Source organism: Sarcina sp. DSM 11001, assembly GCF_900101015.1.
Taxonomy (GTDB): domain Bacteria; phylum Bacillota; class Clostridia; order Lachnospirales; family Lachnospiraceae; genus CAG-791.
This window is the reverse complement of record NZ_FNFZ01000011.1, coordinates 64,759-77,897: the sequence shown is the minus strand read 5'-3', so window position 1 is coordinate 77,897 and position 13,139 is coordinate 64,759. Positions and strand designations below refer to the sequence as shown.

8 protein-coding genes and 1 tRNA gene are annotated in these 13,139 nt (G+C 55.6%); 1 reads left to right on the top strand and 8 read right to left on the bottom strand.

Going from position 1 to position 13,139, the window contains the following annotated elements:
• Positions 1 to 22 precede the first annotated feature (22 nt).
• The 6 genes from infB to BLT02_RS07530 all read right to left on the bottom strand — a co-directional run bounded on the left by infB (position 23) and on the right by BLT02_RS07530 (position 6,454).
• Positions 23 to 3,130, bottom strand: coding sequence for a translation initiation factor IF-2 (infB, locus tag BLT02_RS07555; RefSeq protein WP_092993202.1), 3,108 nt, complete (start codon positions 3,128 to 3,130; stop codon positions 23 to 25).
• A complete protein-coding gene (locus tag BLT02_RS07550) occupies positions 3,117 to 3,455 on the bottom strand; it encodes a L7Ae/L30e/S12e/Gadd45 family ribosomal protein (protein ID WP_092993199.1) in 339 nt (112 codons plus the stop codon). Before BLT02_RS07550 ends, infB begins: the two co-directional genes overlap by 14 nt.
• Positions 3,445 to 3,717 (bottom strand): RNase P modulator RnpM, encoded by a 273-nt coding sequence (locus BLT02_RS07545; RefSeq protein WP_092993196.1) that lies wholly within the window; start codon positions 3,715 to 3,717, stop codon positions 3,445 to 3,447. Before BLT02_RS07545 ends, BLT02_RS07550 begins: the two co-directional genes overlap by 11 nt.
• A gap of 209 nt (positions 3,718 to 3,926) precedes the next feature.
• A complete protein-coding gene (gene nusA / locus BLT02_RS07540) occupies positions 3,927 to 5,363 on the bottom strand; it encodes a transcription termination factor NusA (RefSeq protein ID WP_092993193.1) in 1,437 nt (478 codons plus the stop codon).
• Positions 5,364 to 5,392: 29 nt separating this feature from the next.
• The gene (gene rimP / locus BLT02_RS07535; RefSeq protein ID WP_092993190.1) at positions 5,393 to 6,061 is read right to left on the bottom strand and encodes a ribosome maturation factor RimP; all 669 of its coding nucleotides are present in this window, start codon (positions 6,059 to 6,061) and stop codon (positions 5,393 to 5,395) included.
• Positions 6,062 to 6,382: 321 nt separating this feature from the next.
• Positions 6,383 to 6,454: transfer RNA gene (locus BLT02_RS07530), tRNA-Glu, on the bottom strand.
• A 502-nt stretch (positions 6,455 to 6,956) separates the two neighbouring features.
• Between BLT02_RS07530 and BLT02_RS07525 the strand changes: the two genes are divergently transcribed.
• Positions 6,957 to 10,370: a pyruvate carboxylase gene (locus BLT02_RS07525; protein WP_092993332.1), complete on the top strand. Its 3,414-nt coding sequence runs from the start codon at positions 6,957 to 6,959 to the stop codon at positions 10,368 to 10,370.
• A 240-nt stretch (positions 10,371 to 10,610) separates the two neighbouring features.
• Here the strand turns inward: BLT02_RS07525 and BLT02_RS07515 are convergent, their stop codons facing one another.
• Positions 10,611 to 11,588 carry a carbohydrate kinase family protein gene (locus BLT02_RS07515; protein ID WP_092993184.1) on the bottom strand — a complete coding sequence of 326 codons (978 nt, stop codon included), beginning with the start codon at positions 11,586 to 11,588 and terminating at the stop codon, positions 10,611 to 10,613.
• 98 nt (positions 11,589 to 11,686) lie between these two features.
• A complete protein-coding gene (locus tag BLT02_RS07510; RefSeq protein ID WP_092993181.1) occupies positions 11,687 to 13,051 on the bottom strand; it encodes a PFL family protein in 1,365 nt (454 codons plus the stop codon).
• Positions 13,052 to 13,139: the final 88 nt, after the last annotated feature.

The following is a 13,139-nucleotide window of genomic DNA, read 5'->3' as shown; positions in this document are numbered from 1 at the left end:
AAAAGGTTTGATCCAAAAGGCATTATTCCCTCGGCACTTCAACAAGATCATAGGCCTCGATGATATCGTCGACCTGCATCTTGTCAAAGCCCTCAAAGACGAGACCGCAGTCAAAGCCCTCGCGGACCTCCTTGACGTCGTCCTTAAATCTCTTGAGAGAAGCGAGGTTTCCTTCAAAGATCTGCTCGTCACCCCTGCGGATACGGACTTTGCAGCCGCGGCGGATGACACCGTCGAGGACCATGCAGCCGGCGATATTGCCGACATGGGATGCCTTGAAGAGCATGCGGACTTCGGCATGGCCGATGACACGCTCCTCGTAGACGGGGGCGAGCATGCCCTTGAGGGCTGCTTCGATAGCATCGATCGCCTGGTAGATGACCTTGTAGAGGCGGATGTCGACCCCTTCCTGGTCTGCCATGGACTTGGCCAGCATGTCCGGGCGGACATTGAAGCCGATGATCACGGCATTGGAAGCGGAAGCGAGGGAAACATCGGACTCTGTGATATTGCCGACCGCCGCGTGGATGACCTTGACGACGACCTCCTCGTTGGAGAGCTTGAGCAGGCTCTGACGCAGTGCTTCGACGGAGCCCTGCACATCCGCCTTGAGGATGAGGTTGAATTCCTTGAGCGTCCCTTCCTTCATCTGTGTGAACAGGTCGTCCAGGTTCATGCGCATCCTTGTCTCTTCGATGAGCTCCTCCTTACGCTGGACCTTGTAGGTCTCGGCATAGGATTTGGCTGTCTGCAGATCATTGTGGGCAAGGAATACTTCTCCCGCGCTGGGGACGTCGGACAGACCGAGGATCTCGACAGGATGGGAAGGAGTGGCCTCTTTGACCCTTCTGCCCTTGTCATCGATCATGGCCCTGACCTTGCCGGAGCTTGCGCCCGCGGAAATAAAGTCGCCGATATGCAGCGTGCCCTTCTGGACCAGGACATTGGCCACAGGGCCACGGCCCTTGTCGAGCATGGCTTCCAGAACAAGGCCTCTTGCCTTTCTGTCGGGATTTGCCTTGAGCTCCATGATATCCGCAGTCAGAAGGATCGTCTCCAGCAGGTCTTCGATCCCGTCTCCGGTCTTTGCGGAGACTTCGACGAACTCCGTGGAGCCGCCCCATTCCGTGGGGATCAGCTCATATTCAGTGAGCTGCTGCTTGACACGCTCGGGATTTGCGCCGTCCTTATCGATCTTGTTGACAGCGACCACGATCTCGACACCGGCTGCTTTCGCGTGGTTGATAGCTTCAATCGTCTGCGGCATGACACCGTCATCGGCCGCGACGACCAGAATGGCGATATCGGTGGAATTGGCGCCGCGCATACGCATGGCTGTGAAAGCCTCATGACCGGGTGTATCAAGGAAGGTGATATCCCTTCCGTTGACGGAGACCATGTAAGCGCCGATGGCCTGCGTGATGCCGCCGGCCTCCTTGCTGGTGACGCTTGTGCTGCGGATGGCATCCAGAAGGGAGGTCTTGCCGTGGTCGACATGGCCCATGACACAGACGACGGGCGGACGGGAAACCATCTCGGCCTCGTCCTCTTCCTCTTCGCGGAGCAGCTCTTCGATCACGTCGACCTTCTGCTCTTTCTCGCACAGGATATCGTAGCCAAGCGCGATCTCCTCAGCCTCATCATAACTGACTTCGCTGTTGGGTGTCATGGCCTTGCCCTGCAGGAAGAGCTTCTTGATGATCTCGGCAGCCTGCAGATGCATTCTCTCAGCCAGTTCACGGATGGAGATCTTCTCGGGAACAAAGATAGTCTTGATCTGCTCTTCCGCGGGAGTCTCATCCTTCTTCTCAGGACGGATAAAGCGTCCGCTCTTGTTTCTGCGGCTCTTCTCGTCCTCGTTATAGATCTGATCCTTTCTGGATCTGCGGTCTTTCTCCTGATAATTCTTGCCGCGTCCCTTGTCTGACCTGGAAGCGCCTGTGCCCTGCCCGGGACGTGCTCCGCCATGAGCAGATCCTCCACGGCCGCCCTTGGCGTCCGCGCCCTGGCGGGAACCGCCGCGGGAATCCGTGCCCTGACGGGGAGCTCCGCCGCGTCCGCCTCTGGAGTCGGCACCCTGGCGCTGCTGGCCGCGGTCACCCCGGCCTTCGCCGCCGGAACGGCCTGTGCGCCCGTCAGTTCCCTGACGCTGGCCGCCTCTGGAGCCTTCGCCGCGTCCGCCTCTGGAATCTGAGGCCTGGCGTCCGGAACGGTCGCCGCCGCGCTGCTGTCTGGGGGCACCTTCGGTCCTGCCTGTGCCGGCATTCCTGGCTTCTTTGGTCTCGGAGGACTGCTGAGCCTGTTCCGCCTGCTGCTGTGCAGCAGCCGCTTCTGCCTGAGCGGCAGCTTCCGCTGCCTCTCTTGCCTTCTCGGCCTCTGCCTTTGCTGCCTCCTCGGCTGCCCTTGCAGCAGCTTCCGCTGCCCTGAGAGCCTCAGCCTCAGCTGCTTTTTTAGCTTCCGCTGCTTTTTTGGACGGCTGGACCGGCTTATGGAAATCCACTTCCATCTGAGTCTGGCGGAATGTGGGCTTTACAAGCTTGCGCACGGGCTGAGCCTGGCTTTTGCCGCGGCCAAAGGATCCGCTGTTTCCGGAGCCCTGGCGTCCGCCGCGGCCTGCGCCGTCGCGGTTTCCTGTGCCCCTGTTATCTGCAGAGCCCTGACCTCCGGAGCGCTGCTGGCGTCCTCTGGAGGCATTCGCGTTCCCCGAAGCGCCGGCATTTCCGCCGCCGCTGCGGTTTCCGCCCCTGGATGCGCCCGCGCGTCCTGTACCGCCGGGATTATACGCGCCGGAACCGCTCGAATAAGCGCCCCGCTGGCCGCTCTGGGCAGTTCCGCCGGTCACAATAATGATCTTTTTCTTTTTGACAGGCTTTTTCCCGTTATCTGCAGCCTTGTTATCTGCAGCTTTGTTTTCTGCAGCCTTTTTTCCGTCACTGCCCGCCGCAGGCGTATTGTTTACCTTTTCTTCCTCTTCACCGTGTCTCGCTTCAAACTTGTCAGAAACCAACTTGACTGCGCCCTCCTCAATCTTCATATCCGCTGATTCTGCAGCGACCCCTTTGTTTCTCAAAAACCTGAGGATTTCCCCCTGGCTGATGCCGTACTTTTCTGCCAGTTCACTGATTTTCATTTCCGTCACAGCCTCCTTTCCCCAAGTCTTCGAACAGTCTTTCTATACTTTCCGCAAGTCCGCGGTCCGTTACTGCGACACAGGCTCTGTCCTCTCTCCCGACCGCATGGCCGAGCGTGTCCTTTGAGCCGTAAAAACAGACAGGAATTTTATAAAAACTGCATTTGTCAGTAAACTTTTTGATTGTATTATTCTTAGCGTCCTTCGCAATGATCACAAGCCGGGCCTTCCTGCTCCTGACTGCCTCTTCAGCGCTGAAACCGCCGGAGACAATCTTGCCCGCCCTGGCTGCGATACCAAGGAGCGCCAGGATCCTATCCTGCATTGTCTCCTCCTATCTCTGCCTTCAGGCGGTCACAGGCTTCAGGCCCGATCTGCATATGAAAGGCTCTGGCAAAGCTCTTTCGCTTCAGCGCCTTCTCCAGACAGGCCGGGTCATCACACAGGTAGGCGCCGCGGCCTCCTGCCCTCCCCGTCCTGTCCGCAATGACCTTTCCATCCTGCGTCAGTACGATTCGTACCAGTTCTTTTTTAGGTTTGATTGTACCACAGCCGATGCATGTGCGCATCGGAATCTTCTTCTGCATGTATCTGTCTCCACGTTACCGGCTGCCCGACAACCGGCCTCGAGGTATTTTCTCGTTTCTATATCGTCTTGATCGCTCGTTTCGTGATCATTCGTTTCGTGATCAATCATTTCCTGATCATTTGTTTCATGATCATTTGTTTCATGATCATTCGTTTCATGATCATTCGTTTTTGATCACTCGTTCCTGTTCACTCAAGGGCCAGCTCTTTACACACCGGCAGGATCATTGTCAGCTTTCTCTTCACTGATCACCTGGTCAGAACCGCCGTCGGCGTACTCATCCTCAGAGTTGTCACTGACGGGTGCTTCACCGGCGTACCCGCCTTCAGCGTTCTCATCACCGGACTCTTCACCGGTAAACTCGCCTTCAGCGTTCTCATCGCCGGATTCTTCACCGGTAAACTCGCCTTCAGCGTTCTCATCGCCGGACTCTTCACCGGTAAACTCGCCTTCAGCGTTCTCATCGCCGGACTTTTCACCGGTAAACTCGCCTTCAGCGTTCTCATCGCCGGATTCTTCACCGGCGTACTCGCCGCTGTATTCCTCTTCGTCCTCTTCTTCATCCTCGTCGAGATAATCCTCGTAGCGGAATCCATAGGCATCCTTGGCCTGCGTCTCGCTCTTGATATCGATCTTGTATCCGGTCAGACGGGCGGCAAGTCTCGCGTTCTGTCCCTCCTTGCCGATAGCAAGAGAGAGCTGGAAATCCGGGACGACCACCTTGGCCACTTTTTCCTCCGGATCCGCGAAAACTGCCACGACATTGGCGGGTGAAAGCGCGTTCTGGATGAAATTGCCGGGGTTTTCATCCCAGACAACGATATCGATCTTCTCGCCGCGCAGCTCGTCAACGATATTGTTGACTCTGTTTCCGTTGCTGCCTACACAGGCGCCGATCGGATCGACATTGGGATCATTGGACCGGACCGCGATCTTGGTGCGGCTGCCGGGCTCACGGGCAATGCTCATGATCTCAATGACTCCGTCCTTGACTTCCGCCACTTCCTGTTCAAAGAGCCTTCTCACAAGATCGGGATGTGTGCGGCTGACCAGGATCCTGGGTCCCCGGTTGGTAGTCCGGACCTCGAGGATGAAGACCTTGACCCTGTCTGTAGGGTGCAGGTGTTCGCCGGGAACCTGTTCCTTCTCGTTCAGGATGCCGTCCGCGCTTCCCAGATTCACGCTGATATTGCGGCCGATATTGCGCTGTACGATGCCGGTGACGATGGTCCTCTGCTTCTGGCTGTATTCATCAAAGATAGCGCTGCGCTCTTCCTCTCTGATCTTCTGCAGGATCACATTTTTCGCGATCTGGGTGGCGATCCGACCGAAATCTCTACTGTTGATCTCCACGCTGACGATATCTCCGACCTGTGCTGTCTTCTGAATCTTCGCGGCATCCTCAAGAGAGATCTGTTCCAGACTGTCCTCAACTTCCTCGGGAGTTTCCACGACGGTTTTTTCCGCGCAGCAGGAGTAGGTAAAGGAATCCCGGTCAATATTTACCTTGATGTTCTCTGCCTTGCCGAAATGGCTTTTGCAGGCGGTGATCAAAGCATTCTCAATTGCGGAAAACAGAGTCTCGCTGCTGATTTTCTTCTCTTTTTCGAGGGCGAGGATCGCCTCTTTCAACTCAGTATTCATGCTGTCTCCTTCTATAATTTCCGGTGCCATCAAAAATAAAAAGCGAGTCTTATGGATGCGATCGATGAGCGCTCCAGTGCAAGTCTCAGTCTTTTGTCTTCCCCGTCCTGACGAGATTTTTCTCCCTCTTCCCCGGGGGCCGTACTTTCAACCGACGTCTCTTTATCGTAAGACGTCCCTTCATCTGAAAGACGGTTTTCAGAACTCTCTCCGTCCGCCTTCTTCTTTTTTGCCTTTTTCTTTCCACCCGCTTTTCCTCTGGGAGGAGCAGGCGGCTCTGCCAGGATGATGATCTGTTCAGGATCAAAGGACACCAGTTCACCGGTGATATCCTTCACCCCGGTCTCCGGATCCGGTTTGTAAAGATGGATCTCCACATCCTGTCCGATGCTGTGCTGCAGGTGCCGGTCCTTTGTCAGTGTCCTTCCCAGCCCGGGGCTGGAAACGATCAGGGTATAGGGATCAGAAATAAGGTCGGCACTGTCCAGGGCATCTGACAGGGCCCGGCTGACGGTCTCACAGTCCCCTATCGTCACGCCGCCTTCCTTATCAATATAAACATTAAGGAAATATTCCTGTCCGTCCCTGACATATTCGACATCGTAAATATAAATTCCGAGCGGTTCCGCGATCGGCGCCGCCAGCGCTTCCGCCTCCGCGGCATAGCGGTTTCCTGCGCCGGATTTTTTTCCCTTCATAAAATAATCAGTATCCTTTCCAGTCAATAATGGATAAGGCGTGAACAGATACCCGTGCATGGCTCATTGCTTCGCGCATAAGAAAAGTGGACTTGCAGGTCCACTTCCAAAAATCCAATATTTAATTGACCATCATGACATCCTGCATTGTATATAAAACATTACCATACATATTTTTGAACATACAACGCTTCGACAATAGCACATATTTTTCCAAAATGCAAGCAGTACTTTTGTTTTGGAAAAAGGACCGTTAACGGAAGGCGCGAACCTCTTGTTCACGCACAAAGAGACAGGATCAAATCCTGTCTCTTTGCATCGCAGCTCGTACGGGAATCGAACCCATGATTCTGCCGTGAGAGGGCAGCGTCTTAACCCCTTGACCAACGAGCCATATGATTTTGAGCGGTTCCGCTCAACGCAAGACCTATAATAACAGAACCCGTCTGGTAACGCAAGCTTTTTTTTAAAAAAATATAATTCTTTTTTTTGGCCCTTTTTGCCCTGTTTTCGGGAGACTGCTTTTCTTCTAAAATTAAAATATCAAGAAGGACATTAAAATTACCATAAAGGACCTGTTTTTAAAAGGACATAACCTGTTATCCATCAATTTATCTATCAATCAAAAAATTGCATGAGAATCTGCACATAAAAAAAACAATTTTAAACTGTTATCTGTTTTTTAACAAGATATAATGTTAATTGGACAGTATATTGGCTGTTGCTTTAACAGTCGTCCCATGTATCATCTCTTCGTCGTGGTCTGATGTTATAGTAATGCTTTCGTAACGGTTTTGCCGCCGGATCAAAAGCCATGAGGAGCAGGGGTATGGGGATCTGCATGGGGGTCCGCTGTTCCTTTCCCGGCGGCAGTCTCACAATTAAGGAGGGGCAAATGGCAAGATTCAAAAAAGTCCTGGTCGCAAACCGCGGCGAGATCGCAATGCGTGTCTTCCGTGCGTGCCACGACCTTGGCCTGCAGACAGTCGCAATCTATTCCAATGAGGATACTTACGCGGCTTTCCGTACGGCAGCAGACGAATCCTATCTGATCGGTGAAAATGAGAGCCCGCTGGGCGCTTATCTGGATATTCCCAGGATCATCGAGCTGGCAAGGATGCATGACTGCGATGCTATTCATCCCGGTTACGGCTTTTTGTCCGAGAACGGCGATTTCGCCCGTGCCTGTGAACAGGCCGGCATCAAATTCATCGGTCCCAAGTCCACGATCCTGGACATGATGGGTGACAAGCTCAGCGCCAAGCAGATGGCGATCGACTGCAATGTTCCCACCACTCCCGGTACAAAGGAACCGCTTAAAGACCGTGAAGAAGCCCAGAAGCTGGGTATGGAATTCGGCTTCCCGGTGATCCTCAAGGCTGCCGCCGGCGGCGGCGGACGCGGAATGCGCCGCTGTGACACCGTCGAGGAAGTCGGTATCAACTTCGACCTTGTCAAGGCAGAGGCTCTCAAATCCTTCGGTAACGGGGATATCTTCATGGAGAAATTCCTCGTCAACCCCAAGCATATCGAAGTCCAGGTCCTGGCGGACGAACACGGCAACGTGGCGCACCTGTTTGAGCGTGACTGCTCCCTGCAGCGCCGTTATCAGAAGGTCGTTGAGTTTACTCCCGCTTTCTCTGTTTCTCAGAAAGTCAAGGAAAAACTTTACCGCGACGCGGTCGCGATCACAAAGAGTGTCGGCTATACCAACGCCGGTACACTGGAATTCCTCGTCGACAAGGATGAGAACTACTACTTCATCGAAATGAACCCCCGTATCCAGGTCGAACACACCGTCACTGAGATGGTCACCGGCGTAGACCTGGTCCGTGCCCAGATCCTGGTCGCCGAAGGCGCTCCCCTCTCCGATCCCCGCATCGGCATCGCAAAGCAGTCCGACCTCAAACTCGACGGTTTCGCGATCCAGTGCCGCGTGACGACAGAGGATCCCACCAACAACTTCGCGCCTGACACAGGCCGTATCACCGGCTACCGCGTATCCGGCGGTTTCGGTATTCGTATGGACGAGGCGACAGCCGGCACCGGCGCCACCATCTCCCCGTACTATGATTCCCTGCTGGTCAAGGTCACTTCCTGGGACCGCACCTTCAAGGGTGTCTGCAAAAAGGCGCTCAGGGCTATCCGTGAAGTGCATGTCCGCGGCGTAAAGACCAATATCGCCTTCATCACGAACGTACTCAGGAACGAGACCTTCCAGGAAGGCAAGTGCTACACCAAGTTTATTGACGAGACCCCTTCCCTGTTTGAGATCCAGCAGGGCGAGGACCGCGCCACCAAGATCCTCACGTTCATCGCGGAGCGTTCCATCGCCGAGAACCGCGTGACAAGGATCTACGAAACTCCGAGATTCCCTCCCGTGACCGGAAACCGCAGGATGGGCCTCAAGCAGATGCTCGACTCCAAGGGACCCGAAGAGGTCGCAAAATGGGTCAAGAAGCAGCAGAAGCTCCTCATCACCGACACCACCTGCCGCGACGCGCACCAGTCCCTGCTGGGTACCCGCGTGCGTACACGCGATATCGTCAAGGGCATGGAAGGCACCAGCGAGATCCTCGCCGATGCATTCTCCCTGGAGTGCTGGGGCGGCGCGACCTTCGATGTCTCCTACCGCTTCCTGCATGAGACTCCCTGGGACCGTCTTGACCTCATCCGCGAAAAGGCTCCTAACATCCTTCTGCAGATGCTTCTGCGCGGCTCCAGCGGCGTCGGCTACAGCAACTACCCCGACAACCTGATCCGCGAGTTCATCAAGGAAGCCGCCAGGAGCGGCATCGACGTCTTCCGTGTATTTGATTCCCTCAACTGGGTCAAGGGCATGGAGATCGCGATGGACGAGGTCCTCAACCAGAACAAGATCCTCGAGGCAGCCGTATGTTATACCGGCGACATCCTCGATCCCAAGAACGACAAGTTCACCCTCAAATACTACGTGGATATGGCCAAAGAGCTGGAGCGCCGCGGTGCCCACACGCTCGCCATCAAGGATATGGCAGGTCTTCTCAAGCCCTACGCGGCCAAGAAGCTCATCACCACGCTCAAACAGGAGGTCGGCATCCCGATCCACCTGCACACGCACGATACGTCCGGCAACCAGATCGCCACATATCTGATGGCAGCCGAAGCCGGCGTCGACATCGTCGACTGCGCGATCTCCTCCATGTCCTCCCTGACCTCCAACCCGTCCATGAACGCTCTCGTGGCAGCGCTGCAGGGTCAGCCCAGAGACACAGGCCTTGATCTCGACCAGCTCCAGTACCTCACCGATTACTGGGCAGACGTACGCCTCCGCTACGGCGCTTTCGAGGGCGGCATCAAGAGCCCCGCTACCGATATCTACCGTTATGAGATCCCCGGCGGCCAGTACACCAACCTCAAGCCTCAGGTCGAGAGCATGGGCCTTGGCAACCGTTTCACCGAGGTCAAGGAAAACTACCGCAAAGTCGACCAGATCCTGGGCGGCATCACCAAGGTCACTCCTTCCTCCAAGATGGTCGGCGACCTGGCGATCTTCATGACCCAGAACGACCTGACTCCCGAGAACATCGTCGAAAGGGGCAAAGACCTGGCCTTCCCGGATTCCGTGGTCGACTACTTCTCCGGCATGATGGGCCAGCCGTCATGGGGCTTCCCCAAGGATCTGCAGGAGGTCGTCCTCAAGGGCAAGGAACCCATCACCTGCCGTCCCGGCGAGCTGCTTAAGCCCGTCGACTTCGAACAGCTCAAACGCGAAGTCGCGGCCTTCCAGCCCGACTACAAGTGGCGCTCCGTCCTCTCCTATGCCTTCTATCCGAAGGTATATAAGGACTGGTACAAGAACAGAGAGCACTATGGTCTGCTCATGCGCCTGGGCAGCCACGTCTTCTTCCACGGTCTCTCCGTCGGCGAGACCAACCGCGTCAATATCGCGGACGGCCAGACCCTGGTCATCAAGTACCTTGGACCCGGCGAAGTGGATAAAGACGGTATGCGCACTGTCTCCTTCGAGCTCAACGGCATCCGCCGCGATGTCAAGGTCGCGGATCCTGAAGCCCAGAAGCACATCACCAAGGTGCCTATGGCCGATCCGGAGAACAAGTCCGAAGTCGGCGCTTCCATCCCCGGCGCTGTCGCATCGATCAATGTAAAGGTCGGCGACACTGTCGAAGAAGGCCAGACCGTCATCACGATCGAGGCCATGAAGATGGAGACCGCTACCAGCGCCCGCATGGCCGGTACCATCAAGGAGATCCTCGTCCAGGAAGGCGACACCGTCAAGGGCGGCCAGCTGCTTATGCGGATCGAGTGATCGCATACGGATCCTTCATCAATTTGTTCTCAATATTTTCCGAAGCGTCACCGGACTTATGTCCGGTGACGCAGGAGGAGCCCTGCTCCTCCTTTTTCCCCGGAATACCGAAAAAAACAGCACCGCGACGGTGCTGTTTTTTTCGGCCCTGACAGAGACGGCCAGGGAGATTTTCTATGTATTGTTTATCTTTTTTCCGTGTATTCTTTATCTGTTTTTTGCATTCTTAATCTTAATTGTTTATCTGCCGGCAGCCTTAATATAGGCCTGTACCTCGTCCAATGTCGGCATGACGCAGAGGGCGCCCTTTTTCGTGGTCACGAGGGAAGCGGCGGCATTGGCAAAGGTCAGAAGCTCATGCAGCTTCTCCTCATCAAAGCCGTCGAGACCGTACTTGAGAACATGGTAGAGGGCGCTTGCGCAGAAGGTATCTCCGGCACCGGTGGTCTCGATGGTCGCCGGGTTGAGGAAGCCCTTTTCATAAGCCTGGATGTCCTTGTAGTAGGCCTTGGATCCATCGGGACCGTAGGTCGCAAAGACAAGGGGGATCTTGTACTCATCGATGATCATCTGAATGCCCTTGTCGAGGTCCTCCTCGCCGGTCATGAAGGTGATCTCATTGTCGGAGATCTTGAGGACGTCGCACTGCGAGAGACCCCAGCGGATCTTCTCTTTTGCTTTCTCCTCACTGCTCCAGAGCGGAGGACGGAGATTCGGGTCAAAGGAAATGACGCAGCCGGCTTTTTTCGCGATCTTCACAGCTTCCTTTGTCGCTTTTTCGACATCGTCGTCCGTCATGGAGAGCGTGCCGAAATGGAAGATCCTTGCGCCTTCGATCAGGGCAGCGCTGGCTTTGACTTCGTCCTTTGTCAGCATGATGTCCGCACCGGGCTTGCGATAGAAGGAAAAGTCTCTGTCGCCGTTGGGAAGCTTTTCAACAAAAGCCAGGGTCGTATGGACCTCCTCGTCCATAAAGAGACCCGTCATGTCGATACCTTCACCGCCGGCGCGGGTCTTGAGCATGCGGCCGAACATGTCATTACCGACCTTGCCCAGGAAGGCTGTCTTTTTTCCCGCCTTGGTCAGCATGGCGAGCACATTGCAGGGCGCTCCGCCGGGATTTGCCTCAAAAAGGGGGTTTCCCTGATCACTCAATCCATTCTGCACAAAATCGATCAGAAGTTCACCCAGAGCTGTCACATCATACTTTTTTTCCATACCCGTTATATCCTCCATGTCATTGCAAACAAATGGGACTACATTAAAAACCGCAAATTTATTTTACTACAAATCGTTTCTGAAAAAAACCGGTTTCATCAGTTTTTGAAGCTGTGGATCGGAGCCGGGATCCTGCCCTTGCGGTTGACGAACTCGTCACAGCCAAAGCGGTTGACCGGCATGATGGGAGCATAGCCGAGGAGGCCGCCGAAATCGACCATCTCGCCGACGCCCTTGCCGATGACGGGGATGAGGCGGACGGCTGTCGTCTTCTGGTTGATCATGCCGATCGCCATCTCATCGGCGATGATACCGGCGATCGTAGTCTCTTTTGTATCACCGGGAATTGCGATCATATCGAGACCGACGGAGCATACGCAGGTCATGGCTTCCAGCTTCTCCAGGGTCAGAGACCCGATCTGCGCCGCGTGGATCATACCGCGGTCTTCACTGACCGGAATGAAAGCGCCGGACAGGCCGCCGACATAGGAGGAGGCCATGACACCGCCCTTTTTGACCTGGTCGTTGAGGAGGGCAAGAGCTGCCGTCGTACCGGGCGCGCCCGCGCTCTCGAGGCCCATCTCGCACAGGATATCCGCCACGCTGTCGCCGACAGCCGGTGTAGGCGCCAGGGACAGGTCGATGATGCCAAAAGGGACGCCCAGCCTTCTGGAGGCCTCCCTGGCCACCAGCTGGCCGACGCGGGTCACCTTGAAGGCTGTCTTTTTAACGGTCTCGCACAGGACCTCAAAATCCTCTCCGTGGACTTCTTCCAGGGCACGCTTTACCACACCCGGGCCGCTGACACCGATGTTGAGGATCCGGTCCGCCTCGGTGACCCCGTGGAAGGCACCTGCCATAAAGGGGTTGTCGTCCGGCGCGTTGCAAAAGACGACCAGCTTGGCGCAGCCAAAGGAATCTCTGTCCGCCGTGCGCTCCGCCGTCCTCTTGATGACTCCCCCCATCAGACGCACGGCGTCCATGTCGATGCCGGTCCTGGTGGAGCCGACATTAACGCTGGAGCAGACGACGTCCGTCTGTGAGAGCGCGTCCGGGATCGACTCGATCAGCATACGGTCCGCCTGTGTCATCCCTTTGGAGACCAGAGCGGAATAACCGCCCAGGAAATTGACTCCGACCTCCTTGGCTGCCCGGTCAAGGGTCTTTGCGACCGTGACATAGTCGTCACTGCAGCGGCAGGCACCGCCGCCCGCGATCGCGATCGGAGTGATGGAGATCCGCTTGTTGACGATCGGGATCCCGTACTCCTTTGTGATCTCCTCCCCTGTCTTCACCAGGTTGCAGGCACTCATCGTGATCTTTTCATATATCTTTTCACGAAACCTTGTCAGATCCGAGTCCGCACAGTCCAGCAGGCTGATCCCCATCGTGATCGTTCTCACATCCAGGTTTTCCCGGTCTATCATCGCATTGGTCTCAGCCACTTCCGCAAAATTAATCACTCTTTTATTCCTCCAAATTGAATCCCTCTGAAACTCCCGGTCTGCCGCCCTGTCAATGAGACGGCGCACCAGTGCATCAAGGGGCCTT